The sequence below is a fragment of the Rhodosalinus halophilus genome, assembly GCF_003298775.1.
GTDB lineage: Bacteria > Pseudomonadota > Alphaproteobacteria > Rhodobacterales > Rhodobacteraceae > Rhodosalinus > Rhodosalinus halophilus.
The window spans coordinates 552,613-573,570 of record NZ_QNTQ01000006.1; the positions used below are offsets into that span (position 1 = coordinate 552,613).

22 protein-coding genes and 2 tRNA genes are annotated in these 20,958 nt (G+C 70.4%); 18 read left to right on the forward strand and 6 right to left on the reverse strand.

Annotated elements, in window-relative coordinates; genetic code table 11:
* Positions 1 to 26 precede the first annotated feature (26 nt).
* The 3 genes from phnE (DRV85_RS09310) to DRV85_RS09320 all read left to right on the forward strand — a co-directional run bounded on the left by phnE (DRV85_RS09310) (position 27) and on the right by DRV85_RS09320 (position 2,922).
* Positions 27 to 902: a phosphonate ABC transporter, permease protein PhnE gene (gene phnE / locus DRV85_RS09310; protein ID WP_113289163.1), complete on the forward strand. Its 876-nt coding sequence runs from the start codon at positions 27 to 29 to the stop codon at positions 900 to 902.
* Positions 899 to 2,233, forward strand: a complete 1,335-nt coding sequence (gene phnE / locus DRV85_RS09315; RefSeq protein ID WP_113289164.1) for a phosphonate ABC transporter, permease protein PhnE — start codon at positions 899 to 901, stop codon at positions 2,231 to 2,233. The genes phnE (DRV85_RS09310) and phnE (DRV85_RS09315) overlap by 4 nt, the downstream gene beginning before the upstream one ends.
* A gap of 71 nt (positions 2,234 to 2,304) precedes the next feature.
* On the forward strand, positions 2,305 to 2,922 hold the full coding sequence (locus DRV85_RS09320) for an LbetaH domain-containing protein (protein ID WP_113289165.1): 618 nt from the start codon (positions 2,305 to 2,307) through the stop codon (positions 2,920 to 2,922).
* A gap of 137 nt (positions 2,923 to 3,059) precedes the next feature.
* Here DRV85_RS09320 and DRV85_RS09325 read toward each other — a convergent pair whose 3' ends face one another.
* Positions 3,060 to 4,232: an alpha-D-ribose 1-methylphosphonate 5-triphosphate diphosphatase gene (locus tag DRV85_RS09325; RefSeq protein ID WP_338066966.1), complete on the reverse strand. Its 1,173-nt coding sequence runs from the start codon at positions 4,230 to 4,232 to the stop codon at positions 3,060 to 3,062.
* 86 nt (positions 4,233 to 4,318) lie between these two features.
* Positions 4,319 to 5,047, reverse strand: a complete 729-nt coding sequence (gene phnF, locus DRV85_RS09330; protein WP_113289167.1) for a phosphonate metabolism transcriptional regulator PhnF — start codon at positions 5,045 to 5,047, stop codon at positions 4,319 to 4,321.
* Between the two features lie 101 nt (positions 5,048 to 5,148).
* On the opposite strand from phnF, the gene phnG reads away from it, so the two are divergent.
* The 3 genes from phnG to DRV85_RS09345 are packed head-to-tail and all read left to right on the forward strand — an operon-like array spanning position 5,149 to position 7,252.
* On the forward strand, positions 5,149 to 5,607 hold the full coding sequence (gene phnG / locus DRV85_RS09335) for a phosphonate C-P lyase system protein PhnG (RefSeq protein WP_199525877.1): 459 nt from the start codon (positions 5,149 to 5,151) through the stop codon (positions 5,605 to 5,607).
* The gene (phnH, locus tag DRV85_RS09340; protein WP_113289168.1) at positions 5,607 to 6,164 is read left to right on the forward strand and encodes a phosphonate C-P lyase system protein PhnH; all 558 of its coding nucleotides are present in this window, start codon (positions 5,607 to 5,609) and stop codon (positions 6,162 to 6,164) included. The genes phnG and phnH overlap by 1 nt, the downstream gene beginning before the upstream one ends.
* Positions 6,164 to 7,252 carry a carbon-phosphorus lyase complex subunit gene (locus DRV85_RS09345; protein ID WP_113289169.1) on the forward strand — a complete coding sequence of 363 codons (1,089 nt, stop codon included), beginning with the start codon at positions 6,164 to 6,166 and terminating at the stop codon, positions 7,250 to 7,252. The genes phnH and DRV85_RS09345 overlap by 1 nt, the downstream gene beginning before the upstream one ends.
* A gap of 137 nt (positions 7,253 to 7,389) precedes the next feature.
* On the opposite strand, the gene DRV85_RS19695 is transcribed toward DRV85_RS09345, so the two are convergent.
* A complete protein-coding gene (locus tag DRV85_RS19695) occupies positions 7,390 to 7,518 on the reverse strand; it encodes a hypothetical protein (RefSeq protein ID WP_275401716.1) in 129 nt (42 codons plus the stop codon).
* A 137-nt stretch (positions 7,519 to 7,655) separates the two neighbouring features.
* On the opposite strand from DRV85_RS19695, the gene DRV85_RS09350 reads away from it, so the two are divergent.
* Genes DRV85_RS09350 through phnN form a run of 5 tightly spaced genes read left to right on the forward strand, consistent with a single transcriptional unit; the run spans position 7,656 to position 11,520 of the window.
* A complete protein-coding gene (locus tag DRV85_RS09350) occupies positions 7,656 to 8,507 on the forward strand; it encodes an alpha-D-ribose 1-methylphosphonate 5-phosphate C-P-lyase PhnJ (protein ID WP_113289170.1) in 852 nt (283 codons plus the stop codon).
* On the forward strand, positions 8,504 to 9,331 hold the full coding sequence (phnK, locus tag DRV85_RS09355) for a phosphonate C-P lyase system protein PhnK (RefSeq protein WP_113289171.1): 828 nt from the start codon (positions 8,504 to 8,506) through the stop codon (positions 9,329 to 9,331). The genes DRV85_RS09350 and phnK overlap by 4 nt, the downstream gene beginning before the upstream one ends.
* A 13-nt stretch (positions 9,332 to 9,344) precedes the next feature.
* Positions 9,345 to 10,292: a magnesium transporter CorA family protein gene (locus tag DRV85_RS09360; protein WP_113289172.1), complete on the forward strand. Its 948-nt coding sequence runs from the start codon at positions 9,345 to 9,347 to the stop codon at positions 10,290 to 10,292.
* Positions 10,292 to 10,981 carry a phosphonate C-P lyase system protein PhnL gene (gene phnL, locus DRV85_RS09365; protein ID WP_420820913.1) on the forward strand — a complete coding sequence of 230 codons (690 nt, stop codon included), beginning with the start codon at positions 10,292 to 10,294 and terminating at the stop codon, positions 10,979 to 10,981. The genes DRV85_RS09360 and phnL overlap by 1 nt, the downstream gene beginning before the upstream one ends.
* Positions 10,978 to 11,520 (forward strand): phosphonate metabolism protein/1,5-bisphosphokinase (PRPP-forming) PhnN, encoded by a 543-nt coding sequence (phnN, locus tag DRV85_RS09370; protein WP_113289173.1) that lies wholly within the window; start codon positions 10,978 to 10,980, stop codon positions 11,518 to 11,520. Before phnL ends, phnN begins: the two co-directional genes overlap by 4 nt.
* Here the strand turns inward: phnN and DRV85_RS09375 are convergent.
* Positions 11,496 to 12,179: a DUF1045 domain-containing protein gene (locus tag DRV85_RS09375; RefSeq protein ID WP_113289174.1), complete on the reverse strand. Its 684-nt coding sequence runs from the start codon at positions 12,177 to 12,179 to the stop codon at positions 11,496 to 11,498. The genes phnN and DRV85_RS09375 overlap by 25 nt on opposite strands.
* A 28-nt stretch (positions 12,180 to 12,207) precedes the next feature.
* Here DRV85_RS09375 and DRV85_RS09380 point away from each other — a divergent pair, with 28 nt between their 5' ends.
* The gene (locus DRV85_RS09380; RefSeq protein ID WP_113289225.1) at positions 12,208 to 13,350 is read left to right on the forward strand and encodes an alpha-D-ribose 1-methylphosphonate 5-triphosphate diphosphatase; all 1,143 of its coding nucleotides are present in this window, start codon (positions 12,208 to 12,210) and stop codon (positions 13,348 to 13,350) included.
* Between the two features lie 203 nt (positions 13,351 to 13,553).
* Here the strand turns inward: DRV85_RS09380 and DRV85_RS09385 are convergent, their stop codons facing one another.
* Positions 13,554 to 14,576: a LacI family DNA-binding transcriptional regulator gene (locus tag DRV85_RS09385; RefSeq protein ID WP_113289175.1), complete on the reverse strand. Its 1,023-nt coding sequence runs from the start codon at positions 14,574 to 14,576 to the stop codon at positions 13,554 to 13,556.
* A 110-nt stretch (positions 14,577 to 14,686) separates the two neighbouring features.
* Here DRV85_RS09385 and DRV85_RS09390 point away from each other — a divergent pair.
* From DRV85_RS09390 to DRV85_RS09415, 6 genes are all read left to right on the forward strand, one after another.
* Positions 14,687 to 14,763: transfer RNA gene (locus DRV85_RS09390), tRNA-Arg, on the forward strand.
* Positions 14,764 to 15,010: 247 nt separating this feature from the next.
* Entirely contained in the window at positions 15,011 to 15,940 is a 930-nt protein-coding gene (locus DRV85_RS09395; protein WP_113289176.1) for an ABC transporter substrate-binding protein, read from the forward strand.
* 76 nt (positions 15,941 to 16,016) lie between these two features.
* Complete coding sequence (locus DRV85_RS09400) at positions 16,017 to 17,072, forward strand: quaternary amine ABC transporter ATP-binding protein (RefSeq protein ID WP_113289177.1); 1,056 nt, start codon at positions 16,017 to 16,019, stop codon at positions 17,070 to 17,072.
* A complete protein-coding gene (locus DRV85_RS09405) occupies positions 17,072 to 19,159 on the forward strand; it encodes an ABC transporter permease (RefSeq protein ID WP_113289178.1) in 2,088 nt (695 codons plus the stop codon). Before DRV85_RS09400 ends, DRV85_RS09405 begins: the two co-directional genes overlap by 1 nt.
* Before the next feature lie 11 nt (positions 19,160 to 19,170).
* Positions 19,171 to 19,926 (forward strand): class II aldolase/adducin family protein, encoded by a 756-nt coding sequence (locus tag DRV85_RS09410; protein WP_113289179.1) that lies wholly within the window; start codon positions 19,171 to 19,173, stop codon positions 19,924 to 19,926.
* A gap of 64 nt (positions 19,927 to 19,990) precedes the next feature.
* Positions 19,991 to 20,066 (forward strand) — tRNA-Thr (locus DRV85_RS09415).
* A 63-nt stretch (positions 20,067 to 20,129) separates the two neighbouring features.
* On the opposite strand, the gene DRV85_RS18980 is transcribed toward DRV85_RS09415, so the two are convergent.
* Positions 20,130 to 20,693 carry a hypothetical protein gene (locus DRV85_RS18980; RefSeq protein ID WP_147238822.1) on the reverse strand — a complete coding sequence of 188 codons (564 nt, stop codon included), beginning with the start codon at positions 20,691 to 20,693 and terminating at the stop codon, positions 20,130 to 20,132.
* Between the last annotated feature and the right edge of the window lie 265 nt (positions 20,694 to 20,958).

The following is a 20,958-nucleotide window of genomic DNA, read 5'->3' on the forward strand; positions in this document are numbered from 1 at the left end:
GGGCCTTCGTTATCCGGGACTCCAGCATGGCCGATTTCGCCGCCCCTGCCGCGAACAGCCCCGACACGCGTGGCGCCTACCTTGCGCTGACCCGGCGGCGCCGGCTCTACAGCGGGCTCACCATCCTGATCTTCGTCGTCCTGATGGCGAGCGGCTTCTACGTGGCCGACGCGCGCAACGCCGGCGGCTTCTGGGACGGCTGGCGCAGCATGCTGGACTTCCCCGCCGACGTCGTGACGGAGGCCTGGGCGAAGCGGGCGGAGATGCCAGGCCTTCTCTGGCGCTATGTCCCCGCCCTGATCGAGACGCTGAACATCGCCGCGGTGGCGACGCTTCTCGGATTCTTCGGCGGCATGGCTCTGTCGCTGGTCTCCACCCGCGGGCTCGCGCCGTGGCCGCGGGTGATCCCGGTCTTCCGCCGTTTCATGGATATCCTGCGCGCCTTCCCCGAGATCGTGGTCGCGCTGGTGCTGATCTTCGTCCTTGGCAGCGGGCCGGTACCCGCGATGATCGCCATCGCGCTGCACACGGCCGGAGCGCTCGGCAAGCTCTATTCGGAAGTGAACGAGAACGCCGACCTCAAGCCCGTCGAGGGGCTGCAATCCGTCGGCGCGACCTGGGGCCAGCGCATGGCCTACGGCGTGATCCCGCAGGTGGCGCCCAACTATCTCAGCTACGGACTCCTGCGCTTCGAGATCAACATCCGCGCCTCCGCTATCCTCGGCTTCGTGGGCGCGGGCGGCATTGGCTACGAGCTGCGCAACTCGATGACCTTCGGCATGGGCAAGTTCGACGAGGCCGCGGCGATCTTCATACTGCTGTTCCTGACGATCGTGGCGGTGGACCAGATCTCGAGCCATTTCCGCAACCGGCTGACCCAGGGCAGGGAGGTTCTGCAGTGACCGCGACCGCGACCGACACGCCCGGCGCGCGCCAAGCCGAGGCCGTCCGCCGTATCGCGACGAAGCGCCGCGCAGCCTTCGCCGTTCCCGTCGCGATCCTCGTCTACCTGGTCTACGTCTTTTTCGCCTTCGACATTCCGGGGCTGGCCGAGCGTGCGCGGCTCGACAACGCCGCGACGCTCGTGGCCGACAGCTACAGCCACAAGGTCCATGTCACGCGAGACAACCGCTCCGGCGAGATCACGGTGGCGAAAGAGGGCGAGCGCAAGGGCACCTTCCCGGTGGAGATGGAGCCGCCCTGGGTCGTGCGCGACGCAGGGGACGTGCGGATCGCGCTCGAAGACGGCCACGCGGTGATCTTTGGCCCCGACAATACGGCCGTCTACATCCACCCCGGGTTCGGCCGGATCGAGGCGCAGGCCAGCCGCGCGGGCGGTGTGCAGCTCAACCTCGCCGAGGAGGCGCTGCCCGAGTGGGTGAGCTACTCCAGCTCCCGTCTCGACATCCGCACCGATGCGGGGCGCTTGACGATGACCCGCAACCGGACGGAGGCCTACCGCTACTTCTTCGGCTGGGAACTCTTCTGGTTCACGCTCGACAGCCCCTACTACGGCCGCACGCCCTTCGAGATCGTCTTCGGCCCGCAGCTCGACCCGGAGCGCGCGAACGTCGCGGGCGCCTGGCAGGATTTCTGGGGCAACAATGTCTGGCGCCACGCCGACGTGGCCTGGGCGATGCTCGAGACGATCCTTATGGCCTTCCTCGGCACCTTCGGCGCGGCCATCGTGGCGCTGCCGCTGGCCTTCGTCGCAGCCAAGAACTTCACGCCGCTGATGACGCTGCGCTTCGGCGCGCGGCGGGCCTTCGACTTCCTGCGGGGGGTGGACGCGCTGATCTGGACGATCGTTCTGTCGCGCGCCTTCGGGCCGGGGCCCCTCACGGGCGCGCTCGCCATTCTCTTCACCGAGGTCGGGAGCTTCGGCAAGATCTTCTCGGAGGCGCTGGAGAACGTGGACGACAAGCAGATCGAGGGCGTGGCCTCCACCGGCGCGCGGCCGGTGCAGCGCTACCGCTTCGGGGTGCTGCCGCAGGTGATGCCGGTGCTATTGTCCCAGGTGCTCTATTTCTTCGAGTCCAACACCCGCTCGGCGACGGTCATCGGCGCGATCACCGGGGGCGGCATCGGGTTGCTGATCACGCAGGCGATCATCACCCAGAAGGACTGGGAAGAGGTGACCTACTACATCATCCTGATCGTCCTGACGGTGATGGCGATGGACTGGCTCTCCGGCATCCTGCGCCGGCGGCTCATCAAGGGCGACACGGGCTGACGCCTGCGCCGGCCCTCGGACATGGCTATTTCGGGATCATCGAAAAAACGCGTAACGCAAGGGGACGGGCGATGGCGCGGCTGACGGCCGAAGGGGCATTCGTGCACCCGGACTGCGAGATCACCGATGCCACCTTTGGCGAATTCACCGAAGTGGGACGCGGCACGCGGATCGCCCATTCCAGCCTCGGTGCCTATTCCTACTGCGACCGCTACTGCGACATCGCCAACGCCGAGGTGGGCAAGTTCGTCAACATCGCGAGCTTCGTGCGCATCGGCGCCACGGATCACCCGCTCGACCGGGCCAGCCTGCATCACTTCATGTATCGCTCGGCCGACTATTGGGACGACGCGGAGCACGACGCCGACTGGTTCGCGAAGCGGCGCGCGCGGCGGGCGGTGATCGGGCACGACACCTGGCTGGGCCATGCGGCGCAGATCAAGCCCGAGGTCACTGTGGGCCACGGCGCCGTCGTGGCGGCGGGCGCGGTCGTGACGCGCGACGTGGCGCCCCATGCGATCGTCGCGGGCGTGCCGGCGACGCATATGCGCTGGCGCCAGCCGCCCGAGATCGCGGAGCGGCTGATCGCGCTTGGCTGGTGGGAGTGGGAGCACGAGCGCCTGCGCGTGGCGCTCGAGGATTTCCGCAACCTGAGTGCGGTGGCCTTTCTCGAAAAGCATGGCGGCTGAGCGGGAAAAAGGGGCGACGCAAGGCCGCCCCTCACACTCGGTCCAATAGGCACTGATGAAATGGTATCACAGCTATGCCTGCGATGTGCCTGACTCGGGTGACACCTGCATGACAGCGCCGCAGCAGGTGCTGCGCGTCACTCCGCGGCAAGCGCCACGGCGCCGCCGACGGCCATGAACCGCGTGGCGGCCTCCCCGGCCAGATAGCTGAGCCGTCCTCTGGTGATCGTGGCCTCCACGGCACGTGTCTCCGCATGAACCACTGTCAGGTCGGCACGGCGGCCGTAGCCGATCTGTCCGCGATCGGCGAGGCGCATGATCCCTGCGGGCCTTTCCGAGATCAGCGCCCAGGCGGACGGCAGATCGAGGAGCCCCTCGTCCGCCAGCCGGAAGGCCGCTGCGGCGAGCGAGGGGTAATGGAAGTCGGATACCAGCGCATCGCAGAGGCCCGCCCGGAGCATGTCGCGCACTGCGAGGTCGCCTGCCTCCCTGCCGCCGGACAGCAGGGCCGGCGCGCTCAGCACCACAGGATCGCCCACCGCACGGGCGAGGGCGGCCGCGGCGCGCCGCATGGGCGAGACGCAGATCTTCGCGCCGATCATCGAGAAGGTCTCGCGCGTCTCGCCGTCGGGGTCCGCGAGGCTGCCGTAGCGGATGCCCGACCTGTCGAAGGCCTCGGCCAGCCGGCACAGATGGCGCGGCACGGCGCGGGCCTGCGCCCTGGCGGCACCGAGAGCCTGCCGATAGGCCTGCGGGGCCTGTCCCACCCGCCGTGCCCGTTCGGCAAGGGCGCTCGGATCGCTATCGGCCAGCGCGGCCGCGTCCTGCAGCTCGTTGCAGAACACGACGTGATCGACGCGGTGACGTCGCAGCGTGGCGAGCAGGCGATCGGCAGAGTCGGGCGTGTGGGTTTCGCAGCGCAGTTGCACGCGCAGCTCGGTCAGCGCCTGCGGACGGTAGCGATCGAGCGCCTCCAGCACGGCCTCTGCATGGTCGGGCCCGTGCCGCCCGCCTTCCCAGGACCAGGTCTGCGTCAGCCAGGCGGTGGTCACGCCGTTCGCGGCCGCCTCGCGGTCGGCCGCGCGCAGTGCCGTTTCCAGCTCGATGTCGGCCGTCGCGCGGGGCGCTGCATGACGCGTGAGCGCATCGCCCTGCATGTCCACGATTCCCGGCAGGAGGAAATACCCCTCGAGATCGACCGCCGGGAGCGGCCCCTTGGTGATCCGGCCGCCGGCGATCGCGACCGAGCGTCGCTGCAGGGCGCGATCCCGCAACACGGTCGCGCCGGTGAGACGAAGGGAAGGGGACACTGTGGACAACTCGGTAAGAACCTGTGGATAGCTTTCACTCAGCTATCAGGTCTTTGTGTCAGCGCGGCGACAGAAAGGCCGTGTTTTCAAGGCTCACCGCTCTCTTCCGATGCCGAAAGCGTGAGCGTTACCCGATCTCCCGCGAACCAGGTGGTGCCGTATTCGACCGGGCGCCCCCGGGGATCGACGTTGACCGCCAGCGTGCGCAGAAGCGGCGCCTCTTGCGTCAGGCGCAGCTGCGCGGCCTGCGTGGCCGTCGCCGGGTGCGCGGAGATCTGGGTGGAGCGGCGGGTGTAGTCGGGCACGCCCGCGCGGGCCAGAGCCGCCGTCACCGACGACAGCTCGCGCAGGGCCTCCGCGAGACCGGGGAGGCGGGCCGCCGGGAAGACGCTGCGGAAGAGCGCGATCGGCTGTCCGTCGGCCAGCGAACGGCCCTCGCAGACAAGGACGGGGTCGCCGTCGTTCAGCTCCAGCGCCCGCGCCTCGCGCGCGTCGGCGGTGCGCGTCTCCAGCGCCGCGATCTCGCGCGTGGGCAGGCGGCCCGCGGCCTCGAGGTTGCGGTGAAAGCGGACGCGGCGGCCGATCGGATATTCCGTGGGCGCTTGCTGGACGTAAACGCCCGCCCCGCGGCGCGGGTGCACCATGCCCGCTTCGGCGAGGGAGGCGAGGGCGCGCCGCACCGTGTGGCGATTGACGCCGAAACGCCCGGCCAGCGCGGCCTCGCTGGGGAGCCGGTCGCCGGGGCGGTAGCGGCCCTCGGCGATGTCCTCGGTCAGCGCGGTCTCGATCTCTGTCCAGAGGGGTGTGCGTGGCATGTCACGGAAGTTTCACGGGCGGCGGGATTGCGCGAGGCGGGCGGGTGGGTTACGATTTGTCTAGTTGTATAGATTGAGCCTCGCCGGAGCAAGCGCAAGCCATGGAAGGGCTGGGAGAGAAAACCGAGACGCGGCAGGGTTGGATGGGATTGCTCGCCCGCGCCCCGGCGGATGCGCTCGCCCGCCTCTGGGAGGAAGCGGGTCTCGGCATGCCGCGACACGACTGGCTGCGCCCGCCCGAAACCGGCGCCGTGATGGTGCGTGGCCGGGCCGGCGCGACGGGCGATGCCTTCAATCTCGGCGAGATGACCGTGACGCGCTGTGCCGTCCGGCTCGCCGACGGCCGCGACGGCCACGCCTACGTGCAGGGCCGTGACAAGGCGCATGCGCGTCGCGCCGCGCTGGCCGACGCGCTGATGCAGGGCGCCGAGGCCGCCGTGGTGCGCGACAAGGTGCTGGCACCCCTGGCCGAGGCGGAGGCGGAGCGGCGGGCCGCCCGCGCACGCCGGGCCGCGGCGACGAAGGTGGAGTTCTTCACCATGGCCCGGGGAGAGGATTGATGCAGGCGGTCTCGGGCGGATTCCAGGACGCGCCAGAGGAGGCGGCGGTCGCCTTTCGCGCAGCGATGTCAGCTCTTGCGCGCCCCGGCCGGATCGAGCGCGTGGCCGGCGCGGCGCCGCCGGCGCCGCTGTCCGTCGCGGCCGGTGTGCTGCTGCTCACGCTCTGCGACGCCGATACGCCGCTTCACCTCGCCGGCGGGGTGGATACCGAAGCTGTCCGCGCATGGGTCGGCTTCCACACCGGAGCGCCGCTCGTCGGGCGGGGGCGGGCGGCCTTCGCGCTGGGCCGGTGGGAGGCGCTTCTGCCGCTCGACAGCTACCCCTGCGGCACGCCCGAATACCCGGACCGTTCGGCGACCCTGATCGTCGAGATGGAGCGGCTCGCGCCGGAAGGCATGCAGCTGGAGGGGCCTGGGATCGAGGCGCGCGCCGAGCTTGGCCTGCCGGAGCGCGCAGCCTTCCGGCAGAACCACGCGCGCTTTCCGCTGGGGCTCGATTTCTTCTTCACCTGCGGCGAGCGCCTCGCGGCGCTGCCGCGGTCCACTCGGGTGCTCTGATGTATGTGGCGGTGAAAGGTGGCGAGCGGGCGATCGACAACGCCCACGCCTGGCTGGCCGAGGCGCGGCGCGGGGATACGTCCGTGGCCGACCTGAGCCTCGCCCAGGTCCGCGAGCAGCTGTCCCTCGCCGTGAATCGGGTTATGGCGGAGGGTGCGCTCTACGACCCCGATCTCGCCGCACTCGCGATCAAGCAGGCGCGCGGCGACCTGATCGAGGCGATCTTCCTGATCCGGGCCTACAAGACGACGCTGCCGCGGCTGGGCTATTCGCGCCCGGTGGAGACCGGCGCGATGCGCGTGATGCGCCGCGTCTCGGCCACCTTCAAGGACGTGCCGGGCGGGCAGATTCTCGGCCCCACGTTCGATTACACGCATCGCCTGCTGGACTTCACGCTCGCGGCCGAGGGCGCCGCGCCGGAGGCGGCGCAGGCGGAGGCGGCGGCCGAGGATCTGCCGCATGTGCTGGGGTATCTGGACCGCGAAGGCGTTATCCAGCCGGAGGCGGACGGCGGCGCTGCGCCGGGCGATCTCACGCGGGCGCCGCTGGAACTGCCGGCGGATCGTGCCCTGCGGCTGCAGGCGCTCGCGCGCGGCGACGAGGGGTTTCTCCTGGGCCTCGCCTATTCCTCGCAGCGCGGCTACGGCCGCAACCACCCCTTCGTGGGCGAGTTGCGCATCGGCGCGGTGGCGGTCGAACTCGATATCCCCGAACTTGGCTTCGCGGTGGAGATCGGCGAGCTGGAGCTCACCGAGTGCGAGACCGTCAACCAGTTCACCGGCTCACGCACGCAACCCGCGCAGTTCACCCGGGGGTACGGCCTCGTCTTCGGCCAGTCCGAGCGCAAGGCCATCGCGATGGCGCTGGTGGACCGCGCGCTGCGCTGGAAGGAGCTGGGCGAGGAGGACACGGGCGCGCCCGTGCAGGACGAGGAATTCGTCCTCGCGCATGCCGACAACATCCAGGCGACAGGCTTTCTCGAACACATCAAGCTGCCGCACTACGTCGACTTCCAGTCCGAACTGGAGCTTGTCCGCCGCCTGCGCCGCGAGGCGGCAGGCGCCTCAGACCGGGAGGCCGCGGAATGAGGTCAGTCGAAGGCCGCTCCGCCCATGTCGATGCACTCGCCGGCTGCACGGCGCTGGATGCGGCGCTGAGCGGCCACCAGCGCCGCGGCGCCCCCGAGGAGCGCCGCGGCACCGGAGAAGAGGTTTCCGCTCGAGGCTCAGTCGCTCTTGCGCTCGCCTGCGTCCTTCGAGGTCAGACGGCGCAGCCGCAGCGCGCCGAACGCCACGAGCGCGAAGCCGGCGGCCAGCGCGAGCGGCCCCGTCAGCATGTTGGTCAAGAAGTCCATCGGGCTCATCCTTCCTGGTCTGGGCGTTTGACTGCGCGCACGATGGGCGTCGAATCGGGCCTTTTCGTGGCCTCTCCCCGACCAGAGGACGATTGTTGCCGCCGGGTCACATCCCGTTCCGAAGGGAGCGCGCGGGCATGAGCGACTACAACTTCGCCTATCTCGACGAGCCGACGAAGCGGATGATCCGCCGTGCCATCCTCAAGGGGCTGGCGATCCCCGGCTACCAGGTGCCCTTCGCCAGCCGCGAAATGCCGATGCCCTACGGCTGGGGCACCGGGGGCGTACAGGTGACCGCGGCGACGCTGACGCCGTCCGACACGCTCAAGGTGATCGACCAGGGCGCCGACGACACGACGAACGCGGTCTCGATCCGCCGCTTCTTCCAGCGCGTCGCAGGAGTGGCCACCACCGAGCGCACCGCCGAGGCCACGGTGATCCAGACCCGCCACCGCGTGCCCGAGACGCCGCTCTCGGCGGACCAGATCCTCGTCTATCAGGTGCCGATCCCGGAACCCCTGCGCTTTCTGGAGCCGTCCGAGGTCGAGACCCGCAAGATGCACGCGCTCGAGGAATACGGGCTGATGCACGTCAAGCTCTACGAGGACATCGCGCGGCACGGCGAGATCGCGACCTCCTACGCCTACCCGGTGCAGGTGGCGGGTCGCTACGTGATGGATCCCTCGCCGATCCCGAAGTTCGACAACCCCAAGCTCGAGAGCCCGGCGATCCAGCTCTTCGGCGCCGGACGCGAGCAGCGCATCTATGCCCTGCCGCCCTACACCCGCGCCGCGAGCCTCGATTTCGAGGATCACCCCTTCGACCCGTCCAGGGCCGATCACCCCTGCGCCCTCTGCGGCGCGACGGACAGCTACCTCGACGAGGTGATCGTGGACGACGAGGGCGGGCGGATGTTCGTGTGTTCGGACACCGACTATTGCGCCGGGCGCCGCGCCGCCGGCCACCGGGGCACGGAGGTTGCGGCATGAGCGACGGAAAATCCTTGCAAGGATTTTCCCAAGGCCTTTGCAAAGGCCTTGGGCGCCCGGGCCCGCTGCTGTCGGTCGAGGGCGTGACGAAGCGCTACGGCGCACGGATCGGCTGCGCGGAGGTCTCCTTCGATCTGTGGCCCGGCGAGGTCATGGGCATCGTGGGCGAGAGCGGGTCGGGCAAGACGACGCTTTTGCGCTGCCTTTCGGGGCACCTCTCCCCGGACGAGGGCCGCGTGCTCTACGACATCGACGGCCAGCCGACCGACACGCTGACCCTCACCGAGGCGGAGCGGCGGCGCCTGATGCGCACCGACTGGGCCTTCGTGCACCAGAACCCGCGCGACGGGCTTCGGATGGGCGTCAGCGCCGGCGGCAACGTGGGCGAGCGGCTGATGGGCACCGGCGCGCGGCACTACGGGCGCATCCGCGCCGCCGCGCTCGACTGGCTGGACCGGGTCGAGATCGCGGCCGACCGTATCGACGATCGCCCCTCGGCCTTTTCAGGGGGCATGCAGCAGCGGCTGCAGATCGCGCGCAACCTCGTCACCGGCCCGCGGCTCGTCTTCATGGACGAGCCCACCGGCGGGCTCGACGTGAGCGTGCAGGCGCGGCTGCTGGACCTCTTGCGCGGGCTGGTGCGCGAGATGGGGCTCTCGGCAGTGATCGTGACCCACGATCTCGCCGTCGTGCGCCTGCTGGCCGACCGTCTGATGGTGATGCAGGGCGGGCATGTGGTCGAGCAGGGACTGACCGACCAGGTGCTGGACGACCCGCAGCATGCCTACACCCAGCTTCTGGTCAGCTCGGTGCTGCAGGCATGAGGGGGCGCGCGCCATGATCCGGGCCTTTCACCTCTCGGGCGGCGGGCTGCGCGAGGGCGACGCGCAGGGCGCCGTCTGGCTCGACCTGCTGGAGCCCGACGACGACGAGCGCGCCCGCGCCGCAGAACTGCTCGGCGTGCCGATCCCCACCCGCGAGGACCAGGAAGAGATCGAGCAGTCCTCACGCCTCTACATGGTCGAGGGCGTGCCGGTGATGACCGCGCTCCTGCCCTCGGGGTTCGACGGGCTGCGCGCCAACCTGGAGCCCGCGAGCTTCATCCTGACACCCGACCGCCTCGTCACACTGCGCCATCACGAGCCGCGCCCCTTCGACAGCTACCCGGCGCGCGCCGCGCAGGCCTCGCTCGGCGCGCGGTCGTCCGAGACGGTGTTTCTGGGGCTGGTCGAGGTGATCGTGGACCGCCTCGCCGACATCACCGAACAGGCCGGGCGCGAGATCGACGGGCTTTCGCGCGCGAGCTTCGCGCCAGAGGCCGGCACGACGCCCGACCATCAGGCCATGCTGCGCGCGATCGGCCTTGCGGACCGGCTTGTGATGCAGCTGCGCGAGAGCCTGCTGACGCTGGAGCGGATGCTGGGGTTCCTGCTGCCGGTGCTGGAACAGCGCCATTCGGGCCGCGAATTGCGCGGCGTCGCCAAGAGCTTCCTGCGCGACGTGCGCACCATCGCGGAACAGGCGGGCTTCCTGCAGCAGAAGACCGCGCTTCTGCTCGACGCGACGCTGGGCTTCATCAACATCGAGCAGGCGGCGATCATCAAGATCTTCTCGGTCGTCGCCGTGATCTTCCTGCCGCCCACGCTGATCGCCTCGATCTACGGGATGAATTTCGCGGTGATGCCGGAGCTGGGCTGGCGCTTCGGCTATCCCATGGCGCTGGGCCTGATGGTGGCCTCGGTGGTGGCGGCGCTCGTGATCTTCCGGCGCAAGGGGTGGTTCTGATGGCGGTGATCGAGATCGAGGGCTTGGCGAAGGATTTCACCCTGCACCACCAGGGCGGCGCGGTGATCCCTGTGATGGCGGGCGCGCGGCTGTCGGTCGAGGCGGGGGAATGTGTCGCGCTGACGGGCGCGTCCGGGGCGGGCAAGTCAACCCTGATGCGGATGGTCTACGGCAACTACCTCGCCCGCGCGGGGCGGATCGGCGTCTGCGGCGTGGACGTGGCGCAGGCCAGCCCGCGCGACATCCTCGCGCTGCGCCGCGACCGGCTGGGTTACGTCAGCCAGTTCCTGCGTGTCGTGCCCCGTGTTCCGACGCTGGAGGTGGTGGCCGAGCCGCTTCTGGCGGTGGGCGAAGACCGCGACGCGGCCCTGGCGCGTGCGCGCGATCTGCTCTCCCGCCTAAACCTGCCGGAGGCGTTGTGGGGACTCTCGCCGACGACCTTCTCGGGCGGCGAGCAGCAGCGCGTGAACATCGCCCGCGGCTTCGCGCACCCTTACCCCGCGGTCCTGCTCGACGAGCCGACGGCGAGTCTCGACCCCGCCAACCGCGATGTGGTGCTGACGCTCATCGAGGAGGCCAAGGCACGGGGCGCGGCGATCCTGGGCATCTTCCACGACGCGGAGGCCCGCGCACGGGTCTGCGACCACGAGGTGGACGTGGGTGCCTTCACGCCCAGGACGGCGGCATGAGCGGACGCGTGATCGCCGTGGTCGGCCCCTCGGGCGTGGGCAAGGATACGGTGATGGCCGCGATGGCCGCCCGGATGCCGGAGCTGCACCTCGTGCGTCGGGTCGTCACCCGCCCGGCCTCGGGCACAGAGCCCTTCGAGGCGGTGAGCGACGCAGACTTTGCGCGACGCGAAGCGGGGGGCGCCTTCGCGCTCAGCTGGCGCGCGCACGGGCTCTCTTACGGTCTGCCCTGGACGGAGCTCGCCGCACTGGAAGAGGGGCGCGACGCGCTCGCCAACCTGTCCCGCCGGGCGCTCTTGCCGGCACAGGCGCGCTTCGCCGGCTTGCGCGTTCTCGCGCTCGAGGCGCCGGCCGAGGTGCTCGCGCGGCGGCTCGCCGGACGGGGCCGCGAGACTGCGGGGCAGATCGCGGCGCGGCTGGCGCGCGAGGCGCCCTTGCCCGAGGGGCTGGATGTCGCGCGGATCGAGAACTCCGGCACGGTCGCCGAGGCGGCAGAGGCCGCGCTGGCGGCCCTCTACCCGGAAAGGGCGCTCTCGTGAATTGCGTGGAACCGTCCTTCCGCGTCCTCGCCCAGCAGCGCCAGCGCGTCCAGCCGGTAGGGACGCGGCAGCACCGGCGCGAAATGCGCAGCGAGCGCCGCCTGCGCCTGCCGGCGTTCCGCTTCCGGCAAGGGGCCCGTCAGCGTGACGTGAAAGCGGAACTCCTCCATCACGTATGGGTAGCCCCAGCGGGTGAGCAGCCGCTCCTGCCGCGCCGTCAGGCCCGCCGCGCGACGGCGATCGAGGTCCGCGTCGCTCGGCGGCGCGCGGAAGGGGTCGAGCGACTCGACCGCCGCCGCGGCGACGCGGGCGAGATCGCGCCCGTCGCCTTCGGGCCGCAGCGCGAGAAAGGGGCCGAGCGCCGATACCGCCAGCCCGTCGGCCTGCCCCGCCGGCGTCCCTGCGCAGAAGGCGTCGAAGCTCTCGACGAGCTCTTGTTCCCCGCGCCCCTGCGCAAGCCGGAACGGCGGCTTGATCGTCGCGTGAAACCCGTAGCGGCGCGGCCGGTCGGTCAACTCGGCCGCCGTCCGTGGAAGCCCCGCCACGTCAGGCTGCGGCATGCGCCGCCCCGCCCGCGCGTCCCATCCAAGCCAGGCCGCGCCGGCCGCCCCGAGCGGTCCCTCCGGAAGGGCGTAGATCGCATATCGCCGCCAGCGCATGTCGCTCCCCGATGACACGGAGCTGCAGATGACACGCGAAACCATCCTCGCCAATGCCCGCCTGATCCTTCCCGACCGGGTCGTGACCGGACGGCTGCACCTCGCGCATGGGACGATCGCGGCGATCGCGCCCGGAACGGAGGTGCCGCCGGGCGCGGTGGATTGCGGCGGCGATTACGTGGCCCCCGGCCTGGTGGAGCTGCACACGGACAATCTCGAACGCCACATCGAGCCGCGGCCGGATGTGGACTGGCCCCATGCCGCGGCGCTCGTCGCGCATGACGCCGAGCTCGCCGGCTGCGGGATCACGACGGTCTTCGACGCATTACGCGTGGGCTCCAACCCCGGCGGGCGGCGGCGCTATCTGCCCTACGCGCGTCAGCTCGCCTCCGAGCTTCTGGAGCTGCGCGCGGCGCGGGCGCTGCGGATCAGCCATTTCCTGCACCTGCGCGCCGAGATCTGCTCCGAGACGCTGCCCGAGGAAATGGCGGCCTTCGGCCCCGAGGACCGGGTCGGCATCGTGAGCCTGATGGACCACACGCCGGGCCAGCGGCAGTTCCGGGATCTGGACAAGCTCCGCGCCTACGTCATCGGCAAACGGGGGCTCAGCGAGTCGGATTTCGTCGAGCATGTCGCCGAGCTCAAGGAATTGCGCGCGCAGATCGGCGACGCACACGAGCGGGTCGCCGTGTCCGAGGCCCGCCGCTACGGCGCGGTGCTGGCGAGCCACGACGATACCACCGCCGCCCATGTCGCCAACTCTGCCGGGCACGGCGTCGCCATCGCCGAGTTCCCGACCACGGAGGAAGCGGCGCGCGCCTGCCAGGCAGCCGGCATCCCGGTGATGATGGGTGCGCCGAACCTGATCCGGGGTGGCTCGCACTCGGGCAACGTGGCGGCCGAAGGGCTCGCCAGGGCCGGGCTGCTCGACATCCTGTCCTCGGACTATGTGCCCGGCGCGCTTCTGCTGGGCGCTGCGCGGCTGGGCCGGCTCTGGAACGACATGGCGCGGGGGATCGCCACGGTCACCCGCGCGCCCGCCGAGGCGGCGGGCCTCAGCGACCGCGGCGCGCTGATCGAGGGACGCCGCGCCGATGTCATCCGCTTCGCGGAACGCGCGGGCGTGCCGGTTATCGGCGGCGTCTGGGTGCGCGGCGTCCGGGTCGGCTGACCGCGAATGGTCCCGGCGCACGGGGACGGCTCATCGCGCCCGTCCTGGCGCTCTTCGCCGATCATCGCGCGAAGAGGGGACCGCAGGGACCGATGAGCGCGCCCCGGCTCGGCCGGTCGCCGGTCTGTCATGCCGACCCTGAGCCTGGGCCTGTTCGCCGGACGCCGCTGCCACCCGGCACCCCGGATCAGCCTTCCCGCGTCTCACCCGCGTCGAAGCGTGTCGCCGAAATCGATCGTCGGCGAGAGCGTCACCACCCGATCGCCGGGGTCGCGTCCGGCCACCCGGTCGGCCACGATCCGTGCCGCGCGGCGGCCGATCTCGCGCCGGCAGGCATCCATCGTGGCGATGCGCCGCGGCAGACCTTGCAGCAGATTGAGGCCGTTGAAGCCGGCGAGGCCCAGCCGGCCCGGCACCTCGATCCCCTGTTCGAGCAGCCACAGCAGACCGCCCGCGGCGATCAGGTCGTTGGAATAGTAGAGGAAATCGAGCTCCGGCGACCGCTCCAGCATGTCGCGCGTCATCTCGCGCCCCTTCACCAGCGCGGAACCCCCGGAATAGAAGGCGTGATCCTCCAGCTCCACGCCGCCCTTGGCCAGCGCCTCGACCAGCCCCTCGAAGCGTTTCCGCGCCCTGTGGTCGAGCGGCATCTTGGTGCCGAGAAAACCGATCCGCCGATACCCTTCGGCGAGGATCGCGCGCCCCATCTCGCGTCCCGCCCGGCGGTGCGAGATGCCCACCGCCGCGTCCACCGGCTCGCCGTCGGTGTCCATGATCTCGACGACGGGCATATGCGCCGCGCGCAGCATCGCGCGCGCGGCTTCCGAATGCTCGAGCCCTGCCACGATCACGCCGGAGGGCCGCCAGGAGAGCATTTCGTACAGAACGCGCTCCTCCTTCTCGGGAAGGTAGTCCGTGACGCCGACCACGGGCTGAAGGCCGGTCTCCTCGAGTTCCTCGCTGATCCCGGTCAGAACCTCCGGAAACACGAGATTGCCGAAGGACGGAACGATCACCGCGACGAGGTTCACCCGCTGGCTCGCCAGACCGCCGGCGATGCGGTTGGGCACGTAGCCCAGCGCGCGGACGGCCTGCATCACCCGCTCGCGCGTGGTCTCGGACACCTCTCCACGGCCGCGCAGCACGCGGCTGACGGTCATCTCGGAGACACCGGACGCCTCGGAGACGTCGCGCAGCGTCAGGGGGCGTTTGTCCTCGCGGTTCAAGGGCGTGTCCGGATCGGGTCGGGTATCGGATGCTAGCCCGTAGCCGCCGCCGCGCGCAAGCAGACCCGAGGGTGACAATCCCGCCGCGGCGGGCTAAGACGGCCCCGCGCGGCCCCGTGGCTCAACCGGATAGAGCAGCCCCCTCCTAAGGGGCAGGTTGCAGGTTCGAATCCTGCCGGGGTCGCCAGCGTTCTTCGGGTTCGGCAGGGCGTGCGCGGGACGTGTGGCCGGTCCGGCCTTGCCGGCGGCGGCCGCGAGGCGGCGCATGCCGAGGGTGGAAATGCTGCCGGGATTCGACCTATGCTGTCGGGGCGAGTCATGCGCCCCGGGGGTCGGTCCCTAGGGTCCGCCGTGCGCCGGCCGCAGAAGGCCGACCCCCGCCGAGCCGGCAAACCGTGCCGGCCGCCAAAGACCAGAACAGGGAGACCCGTCGAATGACCGTTCCTTTCCGTTTCACGCGCCGAGCCGCCGCGGCGCTCGTCGGCGCTGCGCTGATCGCGCCGGGCGCGCAGGCTGCAGAACTGGGCGCCACCGAGGATCCGATCCGTCTCGCGCTGGTGGAGTGGACCGGCCAGCATCTGACGACGCGCATCATCGGCTCGACGCTCGAGGAGATGGGCTACGACGTCGAATACGTCTCGGTCGGCTATCTGGTGAGCGGCGCGGCCGCCGCCGACGGCGACGTGCATGCGACGCTCGAGGTGTGGGACAACAACCTGGGCGATCTCTTCCCGCAGCTTCTGGAAGAGGGGCGGCTCGAGAATCTGGGCGACGTCGGCCTCGATGCCGGCGAGGGCTGGATGTATCCCTCCCACGTGGCCGAGATGTGCCCCGGCCTCCCGTCCTGGGAGGCCGTGCAGGACTGCGCGCAGGAATTCGCCACGGCCGAGACCTTTCCGCAGGGCCGCTTCCTGTCCTACCCGGCCGACTGGTCCAACCGCTCGGAGGTGCTGATCGAGGGCGAGGATCTGAACTACAAGGCGGTGCCCTCGGGCAGCGAGGGGGCGCTGGTCGCCGAGCTCAAGGCCGCGGCCGAGACGGACTCGCCGCTGCTGATGATGTTCTGGGCGCCGCACTGGGTGCTCTCGGAGGTGGATGTCGAGTGGGTCGACATGCCCCAGGAGATCCGAGAGGAATACTCGATCACCAAGCCCGGCGTGTTCAAGGCCGTCTGGCCCGGCCTCAAGGACAAGTGGCCGGCGGCCTACGAGGTCATCGCGGCCGCGAAGATCACCAACGAGATCCAGGAGCCGCTGATGGCCCGCATCGACCGCGACGGCGAGGACACCGAGGCCGTGGTCGCCGAGTGGATGGCCGCCAACGAGGATGTCTGGCGGCCCTGGATCGAGACCGCGACGAACTGAGGCGCCGCGGCGCCCGCCGGCGCGGCCGCCCGCGGCCGTGCCGTCCGCCTTTTCGGACCCCAGGAGCCCCGCCCGCATGCCCGAGCGCGAGACGCCGCCGGCCAAGCTGTCCTGCCGCCATCTGTGGAAGGTCTTCGGCGGCCTGCCGACCGGTTTCCGCGCCGAGGCGGACGCCCGGGAGATGGCGGAAGCCATGCGCGCCGAGGGCCGGATCCCGGCCGTCGTCGACGCCAACTTCGACGTGGGCGCGGGCGAGATCTTCGTGATCATGGGGCTGTCGGGCTCGGGAAAGTCCACGCTGGTGCGTTGCCTGTCGCGTCTGATCGAGGCCGACGCGGGCGAGGTGCTGCTCGACGGCCAAGACATCCTGAAGAAGTCGTCCAGGGAGCTCGTCGAGATCCGCCGCCACAAGATGGGCATGGTCTTTCAGGATTTCGGCCTGCTGCCGCACCTCAGCGTGCTCGAGAACGTGGCCTTCCCGCTCAAGGTGCAGGGCATGGCCGAGGAGGCGCGGCGCAAGCGCGCGCAGGAGATGATCGAGCTTGTGGGTCTCGAGGGACGCGAGAGCGCCTATCCCCGCCAGCTGTCGGGCGGACAGCAGCAGCGCGTGGGCATCGCCCGCTCGCTCGCGGTGGAGCCCGACCTTTGGTTCCTGGACGAGCCGTTCTCGGCGCTCGACCCGCTGATCCGGCGGCAGATGCAGGACGAGTTCCTGCGCCTGCAGAGGATGTTGAACAAGACGATCGTCTTCATCACGCACGACTTCATGGAGGCGCTGAAGCTCGCCGACCGCATCGCGATCATGAAGGACGGCGAGATCGTGCAGATCGCACCGCCGGCCGAGATCGTGCTGCGCCCGGCCGACGCCTATGTGGCCGAATTCGCCTCGGAGGCTCCGCTGTCGCGGCTGCTCACGGCGCGCGACGTGATGACGCCCGGCGCCGCGGCGGCGGGCGATCTGCCGAAGGTGCCGGCCGGCATGACGCTGGATGACGTGACCGCGGAGTTCCTGCGCAGCGGGGCCGAGCGGCTCGCGGTCATGGATGCGGAGCGCGGCTGCGTGGGCACCGTCGCCTCCGAGGAGGTGGCCCGCGCCGTGGCCCGGCGCGACGCCGACCGGGAAAGCGCCTGATGCGCGCCGCGCTGGCGTCTCGCGACGGGCGGCTCTGGCTCGGGGTGGGCGCGTTCTGCCTTCTGTGTTTCCTGCTCGCGCCGCGCGTGGTGTGGATCGGGGAATACCCCGACGCGCTGGTCATCCCCTTCGCGAGCTGGATCACGACGGGGATGAGCGCCTTCGTGGACAGCTTCCGCTGGCTCTTCCGGGCGCTCGCCGCGCTGGTGGACGTGCCGCTCGTCGGGGTGCGCACGGCGCTGCAGGCGACCCCCTGGCTCGTGGTGATGGTGCTGGCCTGCGCGCTGGCCTGGCGGGCGCGGGGACCGGGGCTCGCGCTGCTCACGGCCTGCGCGCTGGGTTACATGGTGGTGACCGGCTACTGGGTGCAGTCGATGAACACGCTGGCGCTGGTCGTGGTCTCGGTGCCGCTGTCGGTGGCCGTGGGCTTCGGCATGGGCGTCGCCGCCGCCTATTCCGAGCGCGTCAACCGGATCGTGCAGCCCACCCTCGACTTCATGCAGACGATCCCGGCCTTCGCCTATCTCATCCCCATCCTCTTCCTCTTCGGCTTCGGCCCGGCGGTGGGGCTCATCGCCAGCGCGATCTACGCAGCACCACCCATGGTGCGGAACACGATCCTCGGGCTGCGGTCCGTGCCCGCGGGCGTGCGCGAATCCGGCGTGATGTCGGGCTGCACGCCGCGGCAGGGCTTCTGGCAGGTCGAGGTGCCCACGGCATTGCCGCAGATCATGGTGGGCGTGAACCAGACCACGATGGCCGCGCTCAGCATGGTCATCATCGCCGCGATCATCGGCGGTTTCGACGACATCGGCTGGGAGGTGCTGAGCACGATGCGCAAGGCGCAGTTCGGCCAGAGCCTGCTCGCTGGCCTCGTCATCGCGCTCTTGGCCATCGTGCTCGACCGCATCAGCTTCGGCCTCGCGCGGAACCGCTTCGCCGGAGAGACCCCTGACGAGCGCGCGGCGCGGCGGCAGCGCACCTGGGCCACGGCGGTCGCTCTGGCGCTCGGTGCGCTGCTTCTGGCGATGCTCTTTCCGGTCTTCGACGACTATCCGCGGGACTTGCGCGTCTATCCCGCCGGGCAGCTCAACGAGGCCGTCAACTGGTTCCTGCGGCACTACTCGGGCGCGATGGACGCGCTGAAGAACACCGTGCTCTTCTTCGGGATGCTGCCCTTCCGCATCGGCCTCAATCAGGCGGTCTCGCCCTTCACCTGGGGCTTCGCGCTCGAGCCCTGGATGACGGCGGCCTACGGCGTCGCCGCGGCGGCGCTGTTCCTCTGGCTTCTGTGGCGCGGCCGTGCAGGCGGCGCGCTCGCCGTGGCGCTGGTCGCGGTGCTGCTGTGGTGGGGCACGACCGGCCTGCCCTGGCCGGTGGTGATCGCCGCGGCGACGGCGCTCGGCTTCCAGACGGGGGGCCTGCGCACCGCCGGCTTCGTCGCCGCGTCGCTGATCTTCGTGCTCGTGAACGGGCTCTGGGAGCCCTTGATGCTGTCGGTCTACCTCTGCGGCATCGCGGTGGCGATCAGCTTCGCCATCGGCGGCGCGCTGGGCGTCTGGGCCGCGCACAACGACGGAGTCTCGGCCTTCCTGCGCCCGATCAACGACACGCTGCAGACCATGCCGCAGTTCGTCCTGCTGATCCCTGCGCTGATGCTCTTCAAGGTGGGCGAGTTCACGGCGCTGCTGGCCATCATCTCCTATGCTATCGTGCCGCCCGTCCGCTACGTCGAGCACGCGCTCAGGAACCTGCCGCAGGGCACGGTCGAGGCCGCGCGCCAGATGGGCTGCACGCCCTGGCAGATCCTCACGCAGGTCAAGCTCCCGCTCGCGCTGCCGGGGATCATGCTGGGGCTCAACCAGACGATCATGTATGCGCTCTCTATGCTGGTGATCGCAGCGCTGGTGGGCACGCAGGGGCTCGGCCAGCAGGTCTATCTGGCGCTCTCGCAGGCCGACATGGGCATGGGGGTGGTCACAGGGCTTTCCATGGCGCTGCTCGCCATGACCGCCGACCGCATCCTGCAGGCCGCCAGCCGTCGTCATCAGGAAAAGCTCGCGGTCGGCACCGCCGCCCCCGCGTGAAGGAGGACTGAATGCCCGAAGATGCCGCCCCCACCGCAGCCCTCGACGAGGCGGCGCTGCGCATCGATCTCGCCGCCGCCTTTCGCCTCGCCTGTCGGATGGGCTGGCACGAGAGCGTCGGCAATCACTTCAGCGCGGCGGTGAGCGAGGACGGCAAGCGCTTCCTGCTCAATCCGAAATGGCGCCACTTCTCGGCAATCCGGGCGAGCGACCTGCTGCTGCTCGACGCCGACGACCCGGAGGTGATGGCGCGGCCCGACGCACCCGACGCCTCGGCTTGGTGCATCCACGGCACGGTGCACGCGATGCTGCCGGAGGCGCGCGTGCTGCTGCACTGTCATCCGGTCCACGCTACCGCGCTCTGCACGCTGAAGGAGCCGCGGATCCTGCCCATCGACCAGAACACCGCGCGCTTCTTCGGCCGCGTGGCGATCGACACCGGCTTCGGCGGCATGGCCGACGAGGCCGAGGAGGGCCGCCGCATCGCCGAGACGCTGCGCGGCAAGTCGGTGCTCCTGATGGGCAACCACGGCGTCAGCGTGGCCGCGCCGAGCGTCGCTGCCGCTTTCGAGGATCTCTACTTCCTCGAGAAGGCCGCGCAGACGCTGATGCTGGCCTACGCCAGCGGCCGGGCGCTCAACGTGATGCCCGACGCGCTGGCCGCGAAGACCGCGCAGGACTGGCGGGACTACGCCGGCATGGCGGAGGCGCATTTCGCACACTGGAAGGCCGTTCTCGACCGCGAGGAGCCCGACTACCGCGATTGACGCGCGCCGCGCCTTGGCCCTTGCCCGCCAGGGCGCGAGCGACTACGCAAACGAGGCGTGGCGTGCCGGCATAGCTCAGCTGGTAGAGCGTCTGATTTGTAATCAGGGGGTCGGGGGTTCGAGTCCCTCTGCCGGCACCACGCTGGCGGCGTCGCTTGGGTGCGAATGGACATGGCGCGGGGCGGTCTGACGGCGCAGGTCGCTCAGGACCAGTCGGCGAAGGATCTGCTCACGGACTGGCCGTCGACCACGACCGGCGGCGCGCAGGACGCGCAGTCGGACCAGCCGGCCGATTTGCAGGCGGTGCAGGGGCCGGAGAGACTTTCAAGGCTGTTGGGCATCCGGCCCGAACCGCCGCATTGGGTGCAGATCCTGTTCGACGCGCCGCCGCAGGACCGGCAGGCGGGGACAAGAATCCTGTGAAAGCGGTAGGTGTTGCCGGGGGCATGCTCGGCCAGCCACCACTGCGTCTTGTTCACGGGACGTCCGACGCCGCTGTCGTCCCTGAATGTAAAGGCCGCGAGACGGTAGCGCCCCGGGTCCGGGTCACCGCGCCTGCGGCTGTTGGTGCCGGCTGGCAATGTCGGGGTGTAGCCGTATTTCTTGAGCGATTCGCCTCGACCCTTGCGCCGGGCCATCCCGCCGTCGGTGCTGGGCACGAAGTCGTAACTCTCGCTCGACGCGTTGCGGCGATAGATCGTGTCGGTCACGAGATCGAAAAGATGACGCTGCGTCGCCGCAGGCAGTTGGGCGGTCTTTTTCGCCATCGCGGGTCTCCCTCCGTGCGGCGCACCACCGAGGTCCCGGATGCACTCAACAGACGTGGGCCATAGGGCGACGCAATCGGTCACATCGGCAGGGCGATGCAGCACGATGCGGCGCCAGCTTGCCGGTCGCCCATACAGCCACCACGATCCTGTTGCGGGCCTCCTGGAAGCAGCCTCAGCACTTACTTTGCGTAAGGATACACAATCGGGCGCGACCTGCCTAGCGCCTGGTCCGGGCTCCGGTCGTCGCTTCGCGTCCCAGGGG